19 protein-coding genes are annotated in these 20,290 nt (G+C 37.7%); 12 read left to right on the top strand and 7 right to left on the bottom strand.

What is annotated here, in order from left to right; all coding sequences use genetic code 11:
• Window positions 1-635: 635 nt before the first annotated feature.
• Window positions 636-1,025: a hypothetical protein gene (locus GZH82_RS08800; RefSeq protein ID WP_162682180.1), complete on the bottom strand. Its 390-nt coding sequence runs from the start codon at window positions 1,023-1,025 to the stop codon at window positions 636-638.
• A 168-nt stretch (window positions 1,026-1,193) separates the two neighbouring features.
• Here GZH82_RS08800 and GZH82_RS13940 point away from each other — a divergent pair, with 168 nt between their 5' ends.
• Together GZH82_RS13940 and pglS are read left to right on the top strand one after the other, a co-directional pair.
• Window positions 1,194-1,367 (top strand): hypothetical protein, encoded by a 174-nt coding sequence (locus tag GZH82_RS13940; protein ID WP_014613437.1) that lies wholly within the window; start codon window positions 1,194-1,196, stop codon window positions 1,365-1,367.
• Between the two features lie 227 nt (window positions 1,368-1,594).
• Window positions 1,595-2,644: a 6-phosphogluconolactonase gene (gene pglS, locus GZH82_RS08795; protein ID WP_162682179.1), complete on the top strand. Its 1,050-nt coding sequence runs from the start codon at window positions 1,595-1,597 to the stop codon at window positions 2,642-2,644.
• 107 nt (window positions 2,645-2,751) lie between these two features.
• Here pglS and GZH82_RS08790 read toward each other — a convergent pair whose 3' ends face one another.
• The 4 genes from GZH82_RS08790 to GZH82_RS08775 form a co-directional block, all read right to left on the bottom strand.
• A complete protein-coding gene (locus GZH82_RS08790; RefSeq protein ID WP_162682178.1) occupies window positions 2,752-4,131 on the bottom strand; it encodes an aldehyde dehydrogenase in 1,380 nt (459 codons plus the stop codon).
• A gap of 267 nt (window positions 4,132-4,398) precedes the next feature.
• Window positions 4,399-4,680 (bottom strand): GNAT family N-acetyltransferase, encoded by a 282-nt coding sequence (locus GZH82_RS08785; protein WP_162682177.1) that lies wholly within the window; start codon window positions 4,678-4,680, stop codon window positions 4,399-4,401.
• 29 nt (window positions 4,681-4,709) lie between these two features.
• The gene (locus GZH82_RS08780; RefSeq protein WP_203232881.1) at window positions 4,710-5,636 is read right to left on the bottom strand and encodes a manganese-dependent inorganic pyrophosphatase; all 927 of its coding nucleotides are present in this window, start codon (window positions 5,634-5,636) and stop codon (window positions 4,710-4,712) included.
• Between the two features lie 57 nt (window positions 5,637-5,693).
• Window positions 5,694-6,245, bottom strand: coding sequence for a cysteine hydrolase family protein (locus GZH82_RS08775; protein WP_162682175.1), 552 nt, complete (start codon window positions 6,243-6,245; stop codon window positions 5,694-5,696).
• An 80-nt stretch (window positions 6,246-6,325) separates the two neighbouring features.
• On the opposite strand from GZH82_RS08775, the gene GZH82_RS08770 reads away from it, so the two are divergent.
• Complete coding sequence (locus GZH82_RS08770) at window positions 6,326-7,432, top strand: glycosyl hydrolase family 28-related protein (RefSeq protein ID WP_162682174.1); 1,107 nt, start codon at window positions 6,326-6,328, stop codon at window positions 7,430-7,432.
• A gap of 135 nt (window positions 7,433-7,567) precedes the next feature.
• On the opposite strand, the gene GZH82_RS08765 is transcribed toward GZH82_RS08770, so the two are convergent.
• Window positions 7,568-8,371: a prephenate dehydratase gene (locus tag GZH82_RS08765; protein ID WP_162682173.1), complete on the bottom strand. Its 804-nt coding sequence runs from the start codon at window positions 8,369-8,371 to the stop codon at window positions 7,568-7,570.
• A 43-nt stretch (window positions 8,372-8,414) separates the two neighbouring features.
• The gene (locus GZH82_RS08760) at window positions 8,415-9,485 is read right to left on the bottom strand and encodes a nitric oxide synthase oxygenase (protein WP_162682172.1); all 1,071 of its coding nucleotides are present in this window, start codon (window positions 9,483-9,485) and stop codon (window positions 8,415-8,417) included.
• 411 nt (window positions 9,486-9,896) lie between these two features.
• Here GZH82_RS08760 and GZH82_RS08755 point away from each other — a divergent pair, with 411 nt between their 5' ends.
• From GZH82_RS08755 to ligA, 9 genes are all read left to right on the top strand, one after another.
• Entirely contained in the window at window positions 9,897-11,372 is a 1,476-nt protein-coding gene (locus GZH82_RS08755) for a nicotinate phosphoribosyltransferase (protein ID WP_162682171.1), read from the top strand.
• A complete protein-coding gene (nadE, locus tag GZH82_RS08750) occupies window positions 11,365-12,195 on the top strand; it encodes an ammonia-dependent NAD(+) synthetase (RefSeq protein WP_162683034.1) in 831 nt (276 codons plus the stop codon). The genes GZH82_RS08755 and nadE overlap by 8 nt, the downstream gene beginning before the upstream one ends.
• A 62-nt stretch (window positions 12,196-12,257) precedes the next feature.
• Entirely contained in the window at window positions 12,258-12,827 is a 570-nt protein-coding gene (locus GZH82_RS08745; RefSeq protein ID WP_162682170.1) for a DUF2179 domain-containing protein, read from the top strand.
• A complete protein-coding gene (locus GZH82_RS08740; RefSeq protein ID WP_162682169.1) occupies window positions 12,817-13,005 on the top strand; it encodes an NETI motif-containing protein in 189 nt (62 codons plus the stop codon). Before GZH82_RS08745 ends, GZH82_RS08740 begins: the two co-directional genes overlap by 11 nt.
• Window positions 13,006-13,445: 440 nt before the next feature.
• Window positions 13,446-14,741, top strand: coding sequence for an adenylosuccinate lyase (gene purB / locus GZH82_RS08735; RefSeq protein WP_162682168.1), 1,296 nt, complete (start codon window positions 13,446-13,448; stop codon window positions 14,739-14,741).
• 67 nt (window positions 14,742-14,808) lie between these two features.
• Window positions 14,809-15,111, top strand: a complete 303-nt coding sequence (locus GZH82_RS08730) for a YerC/YecD family TrpR-related protein (RefSeq protein WP_019169340.1) — start codon at window positions 14,809-14,811, stop codon at window positions 15,109-15,111.
• A 276-nt stretch (window positions 15,112-15,387) separates the two neighbouring features.
• On the top strand, window positions 15,388-16,077 hold the full coding sequence (gene pcrB / locus GZH82_RS08725) for a heptaprenylglyceryl phosphate synthase (protein ID WP_162682167.1): 690 nt from the start codon (window positions 15,388-15,390) through the stop codon (window positions 16,075-16,077).
• Entirely contained in the window at window positions 16,077-18,272 is a 2,196-nt protein-coding gene (gene pcrA, locus GZH82_RS08720; protein WP_162682166.1) for a DNA helicase PcrA, read from the top strand. Before pcrB ends, pcrA begins: the two co-directional genes overlap by 1 nt.
• Before the next feature lie 3 nt (window positions 18,273-18,275).
• Entirely contained in the window at window positions 18,276-20,279 is a 2,004-nt protein-coding gene (ligA, locus tag GZH82_RS08715; RefSeq protein ID WP_162682165.1) for an NAD-dependent DNA ligase LigA, read from the top strand.
• The last annotated feature ends 11 nt before the right edge of the window (window positions 20,280-20,290 follow it).

Below are 20,290 nucleotides of genomic sequence, written 5' to 3'. Positions count from 1 at the left end.
ACTTATTTTATCATTATAACAATTGGAAAAGTATATTAAATCAATAGGGGGGGAAGTATATGTGGGAATACTATTATAAAGCTAAACGTTGGTTCTTTAGAAATTTCACAAAATAATTGAAGTCATTGTTTTGAAGCTTTTACGGATATGTTTAACGTGAGTACACGATAACATGATATGTATACGGAAGCATGTCGTATAGATTTGAAATATAAATTGCGCACTAGCAAAAATAAGAACGAAATGAAAAAGTTTCGATATGAGTTGGTTACAGTCGAATAGTCAATAAGGATATTGATAATGAGGGAACTGAGGTATGGATCGTATCTCGGTTCTTTTTTATCAAGGATGAACCTATGTATAACAACAAAAATGGGACAGAAATCCGATGTCAAAAAGATTGGGCCGTCCCACTTTAACATGTTGAATGAAAACTGAAAAAGCTTCGTATCGTCGCATTTTCAGTCCAACCGTCTATAATGAAATGAAGTGAGAAGGAGATTCTATGCATGCGAAAGATTCAATTGTTGAACTGCATCATAATTGAATAGAGGTTGGGCGTATGAAATGTTGCCACTAACCTTATTCAGCGAAATGCAGCTTGAATTGATGTCGTCATGCGTTCAATGATGGCGTTATGTCGAATGGACTTCTGTGACATTTGTTGTGATGTAAATCGTTTTAATACGATGGTTGAGCGATTGGGTGTCACCAAATGTTAAAGCGACGAGTGTCTTCGTTGTTTTTGGATAATCTGGATTTTCTACCGAGTATACATAAAATATAATCATTTGATCGTCGTTGATTTGTGCGCGATGAATCATCTCAAAATTCCATTGTGTATCTTTCATTTTTGCAATTTGATTCATACGTTTTCGCAACATATCAATCACATTTGATTTTGTGAGTGACTGTGGTTCTCCGAGTTCATTCACATAATATGCAGCGACACGATCATCTACCATATCCTCAATTTTATCAATATCATTGTTTTTCCATGAACTTATTAATGATATATATGGCATTTTAAGAGCCCTCTTTCATTATTCTTTATATTGATAATGTAACATATTGACTCTAAAAATTGAATTGATTTCTGATTAATAAAGTCGAGATTGGGGTATAAGTTTAATGATATTGTATTTTTATGATATGATAGTTGTGACATCAATAAAATATAGAGGTGAAGAGTTATGTGGAATTTCATTAAGGGATTATTTAAATTTTTATTCGTTTCAACACTAGTGATTACTGGCGTTGTAGGTGTTGGTTTAGCAGTATTGACATATGTATTTAAAAAAGACTTTGAAGAAATCGAAAGCAAAACGAAAGAAATTATTGCTGATATCGAAGCGAACCAAGGATAAAAGTAACATTCGCTTTTAAAACGATAAAAGAGTCTTTTGAGGCGAACAATTTTTATGATTTTGAGTACTGAGAGCGAGTATATGAAGTCTATGAGAAGGATTAGATTTCAATCTCGCTTTTTTTATTGTCAAGATGAGCAGCGATATAAGTTATATGAAACGTTTCTCGTGTGTCTCATCATCAAAATTTGGTAAAATAGACGTAAGAAAATGGAGGGGTGTATGCCATGGTAAAAGGTTATATTGGTTCTTATACAAAAAAGGACGGTAAAGGAATTTATCGCTTTGAATTAAATGAACAAGCAGGACGTATTGAAACGGTTGAAACAGGATACGAATTGAATGCGTCAACATATCTTGTTCAACATGAGGATACATTAATCGGAATTACGAAAAACGATAAAAATGCTGGTTTAGTTACATTTAAAATTAATCAAGAAGGTAGCCTTGAAAAAACAGGGGAGTCATTGGAGTCGTTGAAAGGTTCGGGCTGTTATGTTGCAGTATCACCAGATGGAAAATATGTATTTGAAGCGGTTTACGGTGATGGGGTTGCCCGTATTTATGAACTCGATGCTGCAAACAACCGTATTACACGCTTAATTGAAGAAGTGATTCACGAATATCCACATGGCCCTAATGTAGATAGACAAGAGCAGTCACATGTCCATTATTTAGACGTCACACCTGAGCACAAATACGTTGTGGCTGTAGATTTAGGTGCCGATTTACTCGTGACATATCATTATGGCGACCAAGGCTTAGAAGTTGCTCACAGAACAGCATTGGAACCAGGTGACGGGCCTAGACATATTGCTTATCATAAAACTGGACGTTATGCATACGTTGTTAATGAATTATCAAACACTGTTGTTGTAATGGCGTACGAAGATGGGCGTTTTACAGAATTAGAGCGTCACTTAACGATACCTGAAGATTTTCTGTTACCTACAAAGTTAGCTGCGGTACGTTTATCACATGATCAACGTTTCTTATATGTGAGCAACCGTGGACACGACAGTATCGCCATCTTTAAATTATTAGAAGACGGCGCCAAACTTGAATTGGTCGACATCGTTTCAAGTGGTGGCTCGTTCCCAAGAGATTTTAATATTACAGAAGATGATGCTTATCTTGTAGTGGCCCATCAAGAAAAAAATTCAGAAGTGGTCGTATTTAAACGTCATCTCGATACGGGTCGATTAACAAAAACAGATGATCAACAAACAGCTCCAGAAGGCGTTTGTGTGAAGTTTTTGGATGAAACACATTTATAATGCTATAGAAAAATAATGAAAAAGGCTCAGGCATTCTTAATAAGTTGTCCAAGCCTTTTTCTTATGAGGTAAAGTTTGACATGATTTAACAGAAAAAATTGATGCCTTTATTTCTTAAATAGCTTTTTCACATATCCGAGTTTTCCTTTATAGGGTGGGAACAATAAACCAGTTTCTAATTTTGTCGTTTTGAAAATGTATGGCTTTTGGTGTGAAAATGTTTCGAATGAATATTTGCCATGATAACGTCCGATACCTGAAGCGCCAACCCCGCCAAAAGGAAGTTTCGGATTTGCTAATTGTAAAACCGTATCATTAATGGCGCCACTGCCGAATGAAAGTTCATTCAAAACGCGTGTTGTGGCATTTTCATCTTCACTGAATAAGTAAAGCGATAATGGTTTAGGTTTCGATTGTACATACGCAATGGCTTCGTCAAAATCTCGATATGTCAAAATCGGCAAAATAGGTCCGAATATTTCCTCTTGCATCATTGGGTCATCCGCTTGAACACGATCAAGTAAAGTTGGCGCAATGTAACGTTGTTCGGCTTCTGTTTCGCCACCGACAATGATGTTCGATTGATGTGCCGTTAAAAGTTGTGTCAATCGATTAAAATGACGCTCATTAACAATACGGCCTAAATCTTTACTGTCAATCGGGTGTGCACCATAAAATTCACGAATAGTCGAGGTCAGTGCTTCAATAAAATCAGCTTTAACCGTTTCATCAATGAGGACATAATCCGGCGCGACACACGTTTGACCAGCATTCATAAATTTACCAAAGCAGATGCGTTCACTTGCGACTTTTAAGTTGGCAGTTTTATCAATAATTGTAGGTGACTTGCCGCCGAGTTCGAGTGTCACGGGAATCAATTGTTTCGCCGCTGCTTCGTACACGATTTTGCCGACTTTTTGACTGCCTGTGAAGAAAACGTGATCAAAAGGCAGTTCCAATAATGATTGAATCGTTCCGGCATCGCCTTGAGCAACAGTAACATATTCTGCGTCAAATGTCTGTGTAATAATTTTTTCAATGACTACAGCTACATTTGGCGTAAGTTCGGATGGCTTCACAATGGCAGTGTTACCTGCAGCGATGGCACCAATTAAAGGTTCAAAAATTAATTGAAATGGGTAGTTAAAAGGTCCAATAATCAAAACTGTGCCTAAAGGTTCGTTGACAATAAAACTTTTGGCTGGAAAAAGAAAAAAGGGTGTGTCGACCGCTTGTGTTTTTGCCCATTTCGATAGATTTTTACGGATGTAGCGAATGTTATTTAACGTATAACCTATTTCTGTGCCATACGCTTCAACTTCATTTTTGTTTAAATCTTGTTTAAGCGCATCGAAAATCTCTTGTTCATGCAGTTTGATTTGTTTGGCTAACTGTTTTAAAGCTTTTTTACGTGATTTGAGCGAACGTGTCGCATGTGATTTAAAATAACGTTGTGTTGCATCGAATTGTGTGTGAAATGGATTCAATAGAAAATGCTCCTTTCAAGAAATCAAATGTCTTTTATCAGTTCAGATAGGGTGAAGTCAGTACGTTGATGCTACTTTTATCACTATCGTGCATGTAACGAGTCATTATGTATGATTGTAACATACTCCATTAAAATACATACGTGAGAGGTCACTGGCATTGACATCATGTTCAAAATCGCTTTAAAAAACAATCTCAAATCACAGGATTTAGGACAAAAAAGAATCGAGACACGTTGGATTGTGCCTCGAATTCAAGTCATCTTTTTAATCCGCTCTATATGGTGCAAGTGATGCATCGCGTTCGAATTGATGCGCGACATAACTGCAAGATGGAATAATTTTTAAATTTTCATTTTTCGCTTTTTCAATGACAGCATCAAACAATTGTTTCGCCACACCGCCACCGCGTAAAGAAGGACTGACATAAGTACTATATACATCAATTACATTTGTATCATAGTAAGAAAATAGAATTTGTGCTTCTGGTCTATTTTCAGTTTCACCGTAATAAAACTTTTGATGTCCTGCTTTCACTTTTTCAGACATGGTCTCACACCTTTGTTTATATTTTTAAATTATGATAATGCTTCTGTAATCGGTGGTACAATTTGTTTTTTACGAGAAACAACACCTGGTAAAAATGCTGTATGATTGTCTAATGTTGTATTGAATGCTTGTGCGATTTTCTCTTGTTCTGCACCAACGACAAGAATTTTTGAGTCGCTATTAATAATGTCTGTAACGACAAGGATAAATGTGTCGTAATTATTTTCAGCACTTGCTTTATTCATTGCGTTTTCAAGTGCTTCTTGACGTGCAAACACTTCTTCGATATCCACACTGTTCACTTGTGCGATACGAACTGTGTAGTCCCCCATACTAAATGATTTTGCATCTGTATTTAATAATTCGTCTTCTGTTTTGTTTGTTGTAGAAGCACCAGCTTTTAACATCTCTAAACCGTATGTTTGTAAATCAACATTAGCGATTTTTGCGAGTGCTTGTGCTGCATCAATATCTTGTTGTGTACATGTTGGGGATTTGAATAATAAACTATCTGAAATAATTGCAGAAACCATTAAACCTGCAATCTCAGGACGAATTTCATAGTTGCGCTCATTATACATTTTATACAAAATCGTTGCTGTACAGCCAACAGGTTCCGAACGGTAATAAAGTGGACCTGCTGTTTCGAAATTCGCGATTCTGTGATGATCAATGACGTGGCGAATATTCGCTTTTTCAATGTTGTGAGCGCTTTGTTGAAACTCATTATGGTCAACTAAAATGACGTCTTGCCCAGTTAAGTCATCTGTTAAGAATTCTGGAACTTCTACGTTGAAATAATCTAACGCATATTGAGTTTCAGGACCTAACTCACCAATACGAAATGCTTTAGCTTCCTTGTTTCCATGTTGTTGTTCGAAATCTGCCATTATGATTGCTGAAGAAATGGCATCAGTGTCTGGGTTTTGATGACCAAAAATATAAGTTGTCATTATTAAATCTCCTTATTCATATTCTAAATTTCAGTTCTATTTTAGCACGGAGAATAGCAATTATTCTACCTGAGCGCCCAATGTCGTTTTAAAATGTGTCAATGCCCATTGGTGTCCAGCTTCATTAAATGTCGCCACACCTTTTTTAGGGATAATTAATTGATAATTTAAATTGTATGCGCTAATCGCAGTGTGTAAGACACAAATATCTGTACACACGCCGACAATTTCGATGGTCTCGACTTGGCGTTCGCGTAACATACTATCTAAAGGGGTACCGTAAAATGAATCGTAACGGCGTTTATCTATAAAATAAACATGTGCGCTATCTTTTATCGTATCATATAATGCTTTCACATCACCATACAATTCACGACCTTTTGTGCCCTTAATATTGTGTGGTGGGAAACATTTTGTCTCAGGATGGTAAGGATCATCTTCAAAATGTAAATCCATCATGAAAAAAATATTATCTTGTGCTTCGTGGTATGCTTTAATGCGTTCCACAATGTACGGCTCAATTGCTTGACCAGCCGCACCACAAGTCAGTTTACCATCATCTGCAACAAAATCATACGAATAATCTACAACAACTAAAGCTTTATTTGACATTTCATTCTCTCCTAAAAGTGGTATAAAGATTAAACAACAGTATAATAAGTATAACTTAATCGCGAAAGGAAGGCACGTATATGAAAATAAATGTTTTAGATTTTGGTGCGAAAGGCCAGAATCGATTGTTAGACACTTGGGGCATACAACGTGCGCTCAACCAAGCTAAAAAAGGACCGATTACTGTCTACATTCCTAGCGGTACTTATCATATCGCAAAAGCATTAAAGATTTATGAAGGAACGACGCTCATATTAGACCCAGATGCTCAAATGTTAAGGACTGGAAAAGATGCATTGTTGAAAAACGGGTCAGGTTTAAAACGCTATCACGGTTACAATGGCAACAGTCACATTAAAATTCAAGGCGGCATTTGGAATATGAATGGCGTCCGTTACCCATACAATAATACAGCAATGTGTTTAGGACATGCACGAGAAATAGAGGTTTGTCATTTAACAATAAAAAATGTCGTTGGGGGTCACGGGATTGATGCTTGTGGGCTCAACGGTTTGCACGTACATCATTGTAATTTTGTTGGATTTTACGATGTGACTGGTGAACGTTGGTTTTCGGAAGCGGTACAGTTAGATTTATTTGTTGAAGGGGCCTTTCCAAAATTTGGTGTCAATGATGGCACGATTACGAAAAATGCGATCATCGAACATTGTTACTTTGGTAATTCATTTGAAGGAGACATGCAAAGTTGGAATCGTGCAATCGGTTCACACGCGACACGGTTCGATCGTTTTTATGAAAACATCATTATTCAACATAATGTTTTTGAAGGGACACGAGATTACGCGCTGACACCATTAAAAGGTAAAAACATCTTTATTCAGCATAATCTGTTTTTAAATTGTGCAGGGGGTATCCGATATTTAGGTGTGCATCAAGGTAAAAATGCATTGACGTTAGAGGGAAATCACGAAGGTAAACAAGGGGGCGACGGTTTTTATGTGATGCACAATGACTTTATGAATAACGGGTCTAAAGATGTTCTGCACATTCGAAGTCACCAAGATGCACCACATACCGACGTCAACGTGATGGGTAATACATTTACAAGTGGACATCAAGTCGCTCAATTAACAGGTGTACATGACATTGCCGTTTTAAATAATGAAAATCCACCTCAATGGAATCAGAAACATGTGACAGCATTCATCACAGATAAAAGTAAATAACTGAAATAAGGGGGGCACATCATTATGCCTCCCATGACTTTCCTACAATAAATGAAAAATAATATTGAAACATACAATGAAGATAAGGTATATGGGACTGAAAAATTGTTGTCCCATTCCTATCTTCAACAATTGTTAATGAAAACGACCTAAATTTTTAATTTTGAAATCAAGTGTTTCTAATATCGTTAATATTTTGTTTAACACTGTCGTATCTGGACATTCTGCTTGAACGAAAAAGCGATACATCCCTAATTGTGTTTTGAGTGGCCGTGACTCAATCCATTTTAAATTGACTTGAAACATCGCAAACGTGTTCAAAATACTCGCAAGGAGACCGGGTTTATCTTCTGTCGGTGTGATGACTAATAAACACTCGGATCCGCTTTGATTTGTCACTTCAGAAGCATGTTTTAATACGAGAAAGCGCGTCATATTATGGGGATAATCCTCAATATGTGTCGCGAGTGCTTCATAACCATACATTTCACCGCTACCGACAGGCGCAATCGCACCAGTTGTGGCATCAATTTTTTCGAGTGACGCTACAGTGCTTGTCGTATAATCATAGTCAAACTGTTGCTCATGAATAAACTTTTGTGTCTGACTAATCGCTGGGCTGATAGAATATACACGTTGAATATCCGTGATGGCTTGATCCGTTAAGCCGTACAGAGCAAAGGCGATATCTAATATAATTTCATCAATAATGACGAAATTTTGTTCTATGAGCGAGTCGGCAATGACATTAATTGTGCCTTCAATCGAGTTTTCAATCGGCACAATCGCACTCGCTGATGGGTCTTTTTGTAAGGATGACATCACTTCATACAAATTCGAACGTTCGACCAATTGTTCTTTTTGATTTGTCTGAGATTGTAATTTCAAAGCTGCTAAATATGAAAAAGTACCTTTAGGGCCAAGGTAGAAAAGTGTCATAACCTCATTCCTTTCACATGAATTGCCTTTATTTTACATGATGTTAGTGAAAAGGACAGCCTGTTGATGTATTTTTCTTGTAAAAAAAGTTCGGTTCACGTGTTTCATTGGAAAAACCGTGATGATAATTTGCGGTCAAAGTAGGTGACAGCGGTGGTGCTAGCCAGGACCATTTGCCTGTAACGGTTCTGCCTTTACGTGCTTCAGCTGCTTCAAATTTTTCAAACTGTTTAGAGGCAGTTAAATGATCGACCATGGACACGCCAGCTTTTTTAAATGATTGTAAGACAGCATCATTGATTTCAACGAGTACACGATCTTTATTAAACGTAGCATTGCGTAAATCTGTATACCCCATCGCCATCGCAAATGTTTCGAGTAAATTGTAGCGGTATGTATCTGTAAAGTTACGAACAGCAATTTCTGTCACCATATACCAACCATTGAAAGGTGCTGTTGGATAAGTGATACCGCCTATTTTTAAATCCATATTTGAAATAATCGGCACAGCATACCATTTCAAATTTAACGCTGCCACTTTCGGAAATTGATCATGTGTAATCGGCACTTCCATAATCCAATCTGATGGATAGTCAAAATATTTCACAGGTTGATTAGGGAGTTGATAAATCAGTGGCAACACATCAAAGTCGGTATGTGCGCCAGTCCACCCTAAATGTTGAGCCAGCTTCGTAATCGATTTTTCACTTGGATCACCTTTAGACGCATACCCCGCATAACGAATCAGTTGATTATTCCAAATTTGAGGGCCATCTTCATCCGACTGAGCATAAATCGTAATACAAGGTTTAATGCGACCGCCGTTAGACGCAGTTTTAATATGTGATTCAATTGATTCGAGAAATGGTGTTTCTTCTTTAATATCCCTCGCATCAATCACTTTCAAGCTTTCCCAAAACAAACGACCGATACAGCGATTAGAATGGCGCCAAGCTACACGTGCACCATATGTCAGTTCGTCTGTCGTATGTCGGTATGTCCCCGTCGTATGAATCGCATGTTCTATTTCTGCTAATCGCGCATCACGTTCAGTTGTAGGTAAATTTAATTCATCATACATTTGTTTAATAAATGCTAGTGCTTCTTTTAGCATATTCCCCACCTCAACGTTATTATAATGAAATTCATGTCACCTTTGAAACGAATATGATAATTGTCATAATATTGTTTGACTTTAGCTACAAGGTGCCACCGTTAATCATAAGTTCAATATTGTGATGTTAATTGGACTGGGAATTTGCACAATAACGATTGCCGAACCGTTCGAGACGCTTGAGGGAACAGCTGAAGTCGAATGCCTATATTCCTTTCTGTAACAGTTTAATGAATACGTTGGTTAGTTGAAGTGAGCGCCTAAGAAAGCGAGGGCGAGTTCTGCAATCTGTATAATAAGTACAAAGAATACATTTTTTAGACGCCTTAAAATCGAAATGTTCAAACCCAAGAAACCTTTCTTATTGTGTGATATGATAGCAATAATAAGAAAACATAAAAGGAGTCAATCATGTATCAATATAAAGATGACAGTTTCATGTTACATAATGATTTGTATCAAATTAATATGGCCGAATCGTATTGGTTTGATGGTATCCATGAGCGTAAAGCAGTATTTGATCTCTACTTCAGAAATATGCCTTTCGGAAGCGGTTATGCCGTATTCAATGGTTTACAACGCGTAATTCAATTGATCCAAAACCTCCATTTCTCTGACACAGATATTGAATACCTTAAATCCATTGGTTATCAAGATGACTTTTTAAGCTATTTGGCTGATATAAAATTTACTGGCAACATCCGTTCAATGAAAGAAGGCGAACTTTGTTTCAATAATGAGCCGCTTATGCGTATTGAAGCACCACTCATTCAAGCACAGCTCATTGAAACAGCATTGCTGAATATTATTAATTTCCAAACACTCATCTCAACGAAAGCAAGTATTGTTAAACAAGTTGCTGTGGATGATGTATTAATGGAATTCGGTACAAGACGTGCACATGAATTCGACGCTGCGTTATGGGGTGCTCGTGCTGCGATTATTGGTGGCTTTGATTCGACAAGCAACGTACGTGCAGGGAAACTTTTTAATATTCCAGTTTCTGGTACACACGCGCACGCATTTGTACAAACGTATGGTGATGAATATACAGCATTTAAAAAATATGCAGAGCGCCATCGCAATTGTGTATTTCTTGTCGATACGTTCCATACTTTAAAATCAGGTGTGCCTAATGCGATTCGTGTCGCAAAAGAACTCGGCGATCGTATTAATTTTATCGGTATTCGCTTAGATTCAGGTGACATTGCTTATTTATCGAAAAAAGCGCGTCAAATGTTAGACGAAGCGGGTTTCAAAGATGCAAAAATTATCGCGTCAAACGATTTAGATGAACAGACGATCAGTAGTTTGAAAGCGCAAGGAGCTGCAGTTGATTCATGGGGTGTCGGAACAAAATTGATTACCGCTTATCAACAACCTGCTTTAGGTGCCGTGTATAAATTGGTTGCTGTAGAGAATAACGAGGGCAAACTTGTTGATCGGATTAAGCTTTCCAATAATGCTGAAAAGGTGACGACACCAGGTAAGAAAAAAGTGTACCGCATTATTAATACGAAAACGCACAAATCAGAAGGGGACTATATTACGTTAGATCATGAAGACCCGAATGAAGAAAAAGTCTTAAAAATGTTTCACCCGATTCACACATACAAAATGAAGCGGATTAAAAACTTTAAAGCCGTTGATTTACACCATGACATTTTTAAAGACGGTCAGCTCGTTTATGATTGTCCGACAGAAATGGAAGCGAAAGCATATTTGAAAAATAACTTGGAATATTTATGGGAAGAAAACAAGCGTTACTTGAACCCTGAGGAGTATCCTGTCGATTTAAGTACGCTATGTTGGGAAAATAAACAAAAGCGCATTTTTGAAGTTGCAGAAAATGTGAAGGAGATGGAAGAAAAATATGACCATGAGTGAAATGCAGACGATGATTGTAGAAGAGATGAAAGTGAAACCGAGTATCGATAGTGCTGAAACGATTAAGGAGATTCAACATTTTATCGAGCAATACCTCCATGCACACACGTTTGTTAAGACGTTAGTGCTCGGGATTTCTGGAGGTCAAGATTCCACTTTAGCGGGAAAACTTGTGCAGTTAGCTGTAGAAAATATGAGAAACGCTTCAGGTAGAGATGTTCAATTTATTGCGGTGAAGTTGCCGTATGGTGTACAAAAAGACGCTGATGAAGTCGAGGATGCATTAAAATTCATTAATCCTGACCGTATCGTGACTGTAAATATCAAACCGGCTGTTGACCAAAGCGTGCAGTCCTTACAAGAAGCGGGTATTACATTAAGCGATTTTCATAAAGGGAATGAAAAGGCGCGAGAACGAATGAAAGTTCAATATGCGATAGCGGCGAATACGAATGGGATTGTTGTCGGGACAGATCATTCTGCAGAAAATATTACAGGATTTTTCACAAAACACGGAGACGGTGCAGCAGACATTGCACCACTATTCGGTTTGAACAAACGTCAAGGTCGTCAACTGTTACAATATTTAGACGCACCAGCACATTTATATGAAAAGGTGCCGACTGCAGATTTAGAGGATGACAAACCCCAACTTCCGGACGAAGAAGCTTTAGGTGTCACTTATGAAGCGATTGATAATTATCTTGAAGGTAAAGTCGTATCACCAGAAGATGCAGCGGTGATTGAGCGTCACTACGTCAGAAATGCACATAAACGTGAATTGGCATACACACGCTTTTCATGGCCCAAATCAGATAAGTGATGACAAATATAAAAGAACTTGATACAATGAGCTAGATTTTTTAAAAGGAAAAGAGGGTGCGTATGAGTTTGATCAATGACAATCCTTGGCTAATGCTCATTGCCATTTTCGTCATTAATGTTGCCTATGTCACAGCACTGACGATGCGTGTCATTTTAACGTTAAAAGGTTACCGTTACGTTGCGGCACTTGTTAGTTTTGTAGAAGTGTTTGTCTATATTATCGGTTTAGGTTTGGTGATGTCGAGCTTAGATCAATTTCAAAATATTATTGCCTATGCCCTTGGTTTCTCTGTGGGTATCATTGTAGGAATGAAAATAGAAGAAAAACTCGCGCTCGGTTATTCGGTCGTCAATGTCACTACAGCAGACTACGAACTAGATTTGCCTCGTCAGCTACGCGCATTAGGATATGGTGTGACGCACTTTGGTGCACATGGCCGTGATGGTGATCGTTTAGTGATGCAAATTTTAACACCGCGTCGTTATGAATTGAAATTAATGGATACGATTAAACAATTGGATCCCAAGGCATTTATTATTGCGTACGAACCTCGAAATATTCACGGTGGTTTCTGGGTTAAAGGCGTAAAAAGTAAAAAAGTAAAGGCGTATGATACAGATGAAATTTAAAGTTGAACCTGATGAAACGATTCAAGACTGTTTAGCAAGAATGAAAGCGGCAGGATATATACCAGTTAAACGATTTGAAAAGCCAGTGTTTATCGAAAATGAGCACGGTGAAATCGAAGTGTTGAGACAAGATATTGAATTTACAGGTAAAAAAATACTAGAAACATTTGAATCATAAGAGAAAGGCAGCACATAACGGTTGAACATGTGCTGTCTTTTTTATTGCTATCGCGTGGATTGAAAGATGTTAAAGCAATCTAATGAAAAAGTATTGTAGAAAAATTGAGGTTATTCGAAAAAATGATGTCGAATATTTATGTGATATAAATTTAGAACGTTCGTGTTTATAACGTCTGGTCAAAAATGGAGCATGAACTTTAAATGATGAAATCAAACATGTTAAAACGTAAATGAATGTGCGATAAACATTGAATTATCAATATTTTGCTGGATTAATTGCATTATAATTTGAAGCGATTATGAATATGATTAATAAATTGACACGAATATGCATTTGAGGCTTGATTACGAACGATAAATTTGTTTGAATAATACATGTACATGATTGATTGTTTTGATACAATGAAACTAACATTACAAGATTGGAGTTTAATAAACATGATCGAACGTTATTCAAGAGAAGAAATGGCTCAAATTTGGACGGATCAAAATCGTTATGAAGCTTGGTTAGAAGTGGAAATCCTTGCGAGTGAAGCATGGAGTGAGTTAGGTTACATTCCGAAAGAAGATGTGAAAAAGATTCGCCAACATGCACGTGTAGATGTTGATCGTGCAAAAGAAATCGAACTAGAAACACGCCATGACGTTGTAGCTTTCACACGTCAAGTCTCAGAAACTTTAGGAGAAGAGCGTAAATGGGTACATTATGGTTTGACTTCAACAGATGTTGTAGATACAGCGTTAAGTTATCAAATTAAACAAGCGAATGACATTTTAGAGCAAGACATTCAACGTTTCATTGATGTTTTAGCAGCGAAAGCGAAAAAGTATAAAACGACATTAATGATGGGCCGTACACATGGTGTGCATGCTGAGCCAACGACTTTTGGTTTGAAAATGGCGTTATGGTATGCAGAAATGCAACGTAACATGGAACGTTTCAAAAATGTAAGAACTGAAATCGAAGTCGGTAAAATGAGTGGTGCAGTGGGGACTTTTGCAAACATTCCACCTGAAATTGAAGCATATGTTTGTAAACACTTAGGCATTGGTACTGCACCGATTTCTACACAAACTTTACAACGTGATCGTCATGCGTACTACATTGCGACGTTAAGCTTAATTGCAACTTCTCTTGAAAAATTTGCTGTCGAAGTACGCAATCTTCAAAAAACAGAAACACGTGAAGTAGAAGAAGCATTTGCTAAAGGACAAAAAGGGTCTTCAGCAATGCCACATAAACGTAATCCAATCGGTTCTGAAAACATTACAGGTATCGCACGTGTGATTCGCGGTTACTTAACGACAGCTTATGAAAATGTTGCATTATGGCATGAACGTGATATTTCACATTCTTCAGCTGAACGTATTATGCTGCCAGATGTGACGATTGCATTAGATTATGCATTAAACCGTTTCACAAATATTATTGACCGTTTAACAGTTTATGAAGAAAACATGACTGAAAATATGAATAAAACGTTTGGTCTTATTTATTCACAACGTGTGTTACTTGCTCTCATTGATAAAGGCATGGTCCGTGAAGAAGCTTATGATACGGTACAACCAAAAGCAATGGAATCATGGCAAACAAAAACGCCATTTAGAGAACTTGTAGAAGCGGATACGAATATTACAGACAAGCTTTCAAAAGAAGAACTCGATGCTTGTTTTGACCCTAGACATCACTTGAACCAAGTTGATACAATATTTAAAAGAGTCGGTTTAGAATAATTTCACTACACTTTAATCTATTAATCCGTTAAAATAGTAATAGATTATGAATATAGGGGTTGTTCGCATGCAAATAGAAAAATTACGCGGAAAAGCTTTAGATGAGTTATTCGATGCAGTTTTAACTTTAGAGACGCGTGAAGAATGCTATCAATTTTTTGATGATTTATGTACAGTGAATGAGTTACAATCTTTATCACAACGCCTTCAAGTTGCGAAGATGATCAAGCAAGGTTATACTTACGCAACGATTGAGAAAGAATCAGGTGCATCGACGGCTACGATTTCTCGTGTCAAACGTTCTTTACAATGGGGAAATGATGCCTACACAATGATTCTAGACCGGATGAATATTGAAACGAAGATGTAAGTAATTTTACAGTAACATGAAATGACTTCTTGCTATATTGACTTGAGTTTTAAGTTGGTATAGGGAGAAGTCTTTTGTTTTGAGTGAAAGGTATTCAAGCGAACAGCCATCCACCTGAAAACGACGCGTCATTCGAATTTAAAGCCAACAATCAATGGTTAAATGAAACTTGTAACGACACCTCTAAAAAATGTGCACGATATATGTATGAACTTTAGATATCAATAAGTAAAAGTGCTATAATGAAAGTTACGAAAATTAAAGGAGTCACCAACTATGTATGATATCAAGGAATGGCGTCATATCTTTAAACTTGATCCTGCTAAAGAGATTTCAGACGCCGATTTAGAACAGATTTGTATGTCAAATACGGACGCCATTATGATTGGTGGTACAGATGATGTCACTGAAGATAATGTCATTCATCTAATGAGTCGGGTCCGTCGCTATCCACTACCGTTAGCATTAGAAATTTCAAATCTTGAGAGTACGATGCCAGGATTTGATTTTTATTTTGTGCCGACAGTATTGAATAGTACAGATGTGACATACCATAATGGATTATTACATAGTGCGCTTAAAGCCTATGGACACATGATTGATTTTGATGAAATGGTGTTTGAAGGTTATGTTGTGTTAAATCCCGAAAGCAAGGTCGCAACAAAGACAAGTGCACAGACCACATTAGATGAATCAGATGTCGTGTCTTATGCGCAAATGGCTGAATCGTTTTACCGTCTGCCAGTGCTCTATTTAGAATATAGTGGGCAATACGGCAATCCTGAAATCGTGCGTGCAGCGAAACAGACGCTATCCAATACGCAATTGTTTTATGGTGGGGGTATTGATGGATTAGATAAAGCGATGGAAATGGCACAAATAGCAGATACGATTATTGTAGGCAATGTGATTTATGAAGATTTAAAAGCAGCACTTAAAACGACAAAAATAAAGGAGAGAACATAATGAATCCACTCGTTGCAAATATGAATAAAGAACAGAGTGAAGCGGTGCGTACGACTGAGGGACCGCTTTTAATTATGGCAGGTGCAGGTTCTGGTAAAACGAGAGTACTCACGCATCGAATTGCCTATTTATTAGATGAAAAAGATGTATCTCCATACAATATTTTAGCGATTACTTTTACGAATAAAGCGGCAAAGGAAATGAAAGAACGTGTTCAAGCACTTGTAGGCGAAGAGGCAGAAGTGATTTGGATGTCAACGTTCCACTCAATGTGTGTGCGCATTTTGCGACGTGATGCAGATCGTATCGGTATTGAACGCAACTTTACGATTATCGATCCAACCGACCAAAAATCAGTCATTAAAGATGTTTTAAAACGAGAAAATATCGACCCGAAAAAGTATGAACCGAGAATTTTTATTGGAGAAATCAGTAAACTTAAAAACGAATTATTGACACCTGCAAAAGCAGAGGCAGAAGCACATGACTTTTATTCACGCATGGTTGCTACGGTATACAAGGGATATCAACACCAGCTCGTTCGTAACCAAGCATTAGATTTTGATGATTTGATTATGACGACGATTCAATTGTTTGAACGTGTGCCGGAAGTGTTAGATTTTTATCAAAACAAATTCCAATATATCCATGTAGATGAATATCAAGATACGAACACAGCGCAATATACATTAGTGAATATGTTAGCGCAAAAGTTTAAAAATCTATGTGTTGTAGGGGATTCAGACCAATCTATTTATGGTTGGCGTGGCGCAAATATCCACAATATTTTATCGTTTGAAAAAGATTATCCGAATGCACGTACGATCTTTTTAGAGCAAAACTATCGCTCGACTAAGACCATCTTACAAGCGGCTAACGAGGTGATTCGTCATAATACGGAACGTAAACCTAAAGGATTGTGGACAGCAAACCAGCAAGGTGAAAAAATTCATTATTATGAAGCGATGAGTGAGCGCGATGAAACTGAATATGTCGTTGGGGAAATTTTCAAACAGCAAAAAAAGGGTAAACGTTATAAAGACATGGCGGTACTTTATCGAACAAATGCGCAATCACGTGTACTCGAGGAAACATTTTTGAAATCCAACATTCCTTACGTCATGGTCGGCGGGCAAAAGTTCTATGATCGTAAAGAGATTAAAGACTTATTGAGCTATTTGCGATTAATTGCGAATAGTGCCGATGATATCAGTTTACAACGTATTATTAACGTGCCAAAGCGTGGTATCGGACCGTCTTCAGTTGAAAAAATAGCAACATATGCCGCAGATCACGAGTTAACGATGTTTGATGCATTGGCAGAAGTCGACTTTATCGGGCTATCGAAAAAGGTGACACAAGCAGCGGCAGAATTTTATCAATTGATGTCGAACTTAATGCAAGAACAAGAATTTCTAGAGATTTCAGAAATTGTAGATGAAGTACTAGAAAAATCAGGCTATCGTGAAATGTTAGAACGTGATCAATCATTAGAATCACGCAGCCGTTTGGAAAATATTGATGAATTTATGTCAGTACCTGTCGATTATGAAAAAAACACTCCTTTAGAGGAGCAGTCGCTGATCAATTTCTTAACGGACTTATCATTAGTCGCGGATGTAGACGAAGCCAACTTAGAAGACGGTGTGACGTTAATGACGATGCACTCAGCGAAAGGGCTGGAGTTCCCAATTGTGTTTATTATTGGTATGGAAGAATCGATTTTCCCACACATTCGCGCGATTAAAAGTGACAATGAGCACGAAATGGAAGAAGAACGACGTATCAGTTATGTGGCGATTACACGTGCTGAAGAAGAACTTTATTTATCACATGCCACATCACGTACGTTATTTGGACGTCCGCAAAGCAATGCACGTTCACGTTTCTTAAATGAAATTCCAGAAGAACTGCTTGATTTACCAGAACGTCAACAAGCTACGACTATCGGTATGAAAAAACGTCAACCGGCTAAACGTGGTTTTAGTCAACGTGCAGTGAAAAATTCAACTTCATCAGCATCAGCGTCAAATTGGAAAGTCGGCGATAAAGTGATGCATCAATCATGGGGTGAAGGCATGGTTTCGAACGTCAATAATAAAAATGGCTCTATCGAATTGGATATTATTTTCAAATCTGAAGGGCCGAAGCGTTTACTTGCACAATTTGCGCCTATTGAAAAGAAGGAGGATTAAAGGATGTCATCTATAGCTCAACGTGTTGAAACATTGCACAAATTATTACACCAATACAACTATGAATATCACGTTCAAGATAATCCTAGTGTCCCAGATAGTGAATATGACAAATTATTACATGAATTGATTGATATTGAGACAAAACACCCTGACCTGAAAACTTCGGATTCGCCTACTGTCCGTGTAGGTGGAGAGGCCCAGTCATCGTTTGAAAAGGTCAATCATGATACACCGATGTTAAGCTTATCGAACGCATTTAATGAAACAGATTTAAGAAAGTTCGATCAACGTGTGCGCGATGCAGTCGGTGAAGTCGAATATATGTGTGAATTGAAAATTGATGGTTTAGCCGTGTCATTAAAGTATGTCGATGGAAAGCTCGTTCAAGGCTTAACACGTGGTGACGGGATAACGGGTGAAGATATTACTGAAAATTTAAAGACGATTTACGCGATTCCGCTCACTTTAAACAAGAAAATCTCGTTTGAAGTGCGAGGGGAAGCATATATGCCGCGTCAATCATTTTTGAAGTTGAATGAGACAAAAGCAGTGCGCGATGAACAGCCGTTTGCCAATCCGAGAAATGCGGCAGCTGGGTCGTTGCGTCAACTCGATTCAAAACTTGCGGCAGCACGTAAACTGGACATCTTTTTATACAGTATTAACGACTTTACAGAGCTCGATGCTTCAACGCAAAGTGAAGCATTAGATGAACTCGATGAACTCGGTTTTAAAACGAACCATGAACGTGAAAAAGTAGGCACGATTGATGAAGTGCTTGAATATATTGAAAAATGGACAAACCAACGTGAACAATTGCCTTATGATATTGATGGGATTGTCATTAAAGTGAATCATCTTGAGCACCAAGAGGAGATGGGTTTTACACAAAAATCACCAAGATGGGCTATTGCATACAAGTTTCCAGCTGAAGAAGTCATCACAGAACTATTAGATATTGAGTTGAGTATTGGACGTACTGGGGTAGTGACCCCGACTGCTATTTTGGAACCAGTACGTGTGGCAGGTACAACCGTTTCTCGAGCGTCTTTACATAACGAGGACTTAATTCATGATAAAGATATTCGTATTGGTGATAGTGTCGTTATTAAAAAAGCAGGGGACATTATTCCAGAAGTTGTGCGTGTTATTTTAGACCGTCGACCAGAAGATGCCAAGACGTATCATATGCCGACACATTGTCCAAGTTGTGATCATGAACTCGTTCGCATTGAAGGCGAAGTAGCTTTACGCTGTATCAACCCGAAATGTCAGGCACAGCTCGTTGAAGGTTTGATTCATTTTGTGTCTCGACAAGCGATGAATATTGACGGTTTAGGTACGAAAATGATTGAACAATTGTATACGCACGAGTTGATTAAAGACATAGCTGACATTTTCTACCTTACGAAAGAAGATTTATTACCGTTAGAACGTATGGGCGAAAAGAAAGCACAAAAATTAATTGATGCGATTGAAACTTCAAAAGAACGCTCTCTCGAAAACTTATTATTTGGACTGGGCATTCGTCATTTAGGTGTGAAAGCGAGTCAAGTGTTAGCTGAAAAATACGAAACGATGGACCGTTTATTAACCGTTACGGAAGATGAATTAGTTGAAATTTATGATGTCGGTGAAAAGTTAGCGCAATCGTTAGTGACGTATTTAGAAAATGAAGACATTCGTGCACTGATTGAAAAGTTAAAATCAAAAGGTGTCAATATGACGTTTAAAGGTCAAAAATTATCGCAAATTGAAGGTCATCCAGAGTTTGCGGGTAAAACGATTGTCTTAACAGGTAAACTTCAACAAATGACACGTAATGAAGCATCGAATTGGTTGAAATTACAAGGCGCAAAAGTGACAAGTAGCGTAACAAAGTCCACAGATCTTGTCATTGCAGGTGAAGATGCAGGTTCAAAATTAACAAAAGCAGAATCACTTGGTACAATGATTTGGACAGAACAAGATTTTATTGATAAGCAAAATGAAATTAATAAGTAAGGGGATAGGCG

The sequence above is a fragment of the Staphylococcus sp. MI 10-1553 genome, assembly GCF_010365305.1.
Classification (GTDB): domain Bacteria; phylum Bacillota; class Bacilli; order Staphylococcales; family Staphylococcaceae; genus Staphylococcus.
The sequence above is the reverse complement of the archived record's forward strand: the minus strand, read 5'-3'. Positions and strand labels throughout refer to the sequence as shown.

Bases quoted from the DNA above. Each gene is read 5' to 3' on its own strand.
- GZH82_RS08755 (WP_162682171.1), top strand. From the start codon at position 9,897: ATGTATCAATATAAAGATGACAGTTTCATGTTACATAATGATTTGTAT.
- GZH82_RS08745 (WP_162682170.1), top strand. From the start codon at position 12,258: ATGAGTTTGATCAATGACAATCCTTGGCTAATGCTCATTGCCATTTTC.
- GZH82_RS08730 (WP_019169340.1), top strand. From the start codon at position 14,809: ATGCAAATAGAAAAATTACGCGGAAAAGCTTTAGATGAGTTATTCGAT.
- pcrB (WP_162682167.1), top strand. From the start codon at position 15,388: ATGTATGATATCAAGGAATGGCGTCATATCTTTAAACTTGATCCTGCT.
- GZH82_RS08775 (WP_162682175.1), bottom strand. From the start codon at position 6,245: ATGTCAAATAAAGCTTTAGTTGTTGTAGATTATTCGTATGATTTTGTT.
- GZH82_RS08770 (WP_162682174.1), top strand. From the start codon at position 6,326: ATGAAAATAAATGTTTTAGATTTTGGTGCGAAAGGCCAGAATCGATTG.
- nadE (WP_162683034.1), top strand. From the start codon at position 11,365: ATGAGTGAAATGCAGACGATGATTGTAGAAGAGATGAAAGTGAAACCG.
- GZH82_RS13940 (WP_014613437.1), top strand. From the start codon at position 1,194: ATGTGGAATTTCATTAAGGGATTATTTAAATTTTTATTCGTTTCAACA.
- ligA (WP_162682165.1), top strand. From the start codon at position 18,276: ATGTCATCTATAGCTCAACGTGTTGAAACATTGCACAAATTATTACAC.
- GZH82_RS08765 (WP_162682173.1), bottom strand. From the start codon at position 8,371: ATGACACTTTTCTACCTTGGCCCTAAAGGTACTTTTTCATATTTAGCA.
- pcrA (WP_162682166.1), top strand. From the start codon at position 16,077: ATGAATCCACTCGTTGCAAATATGAATAAAGAACAGAGTGAAGCGGTG.
- purB (WP_162682168.1), top strand. From the start codon at position 13,446: ATGATCGAACGTTATTCAAGAGAAGAAATGGCTCAAATTTGGACGGAT.
- GZH82_RS08785 (WP_162682177.1), bottom strand. From the start codon at position 4,680: ATGTCTGAAAAAGTGAAAGCAGGACATCAAAAGTTTTATTACGGTGAA.
- GZH82_RS08760 (WP_162682172.1), bottom strand. From the start codon at position 9,485: ATGCTAAAAGAAGCACTAGCATTTATTAAACAAATGTATGATGAATTA.
- GZH82_RS08800 (WP_162682180.1), bottom strand. From the start codon at position 1,025: ATGCCATATATATCATTAATAAGTTCATGGAAAAACAATGATATTGAT.
- pglS (WP_162682179.1), top strand. From the start codon at position 1,595: ATGGTAAAAGGTTATATTGGTTCTTATACAAAAAAGGACGGTAAAGGA.
- GZH82_RS08740 (WP_162682169.1), top strand. From the start codon at position 12,817: ATGAAATTTAAAGTTGAACCTGATGAAACGATTCAAGACTGTTTAGCA.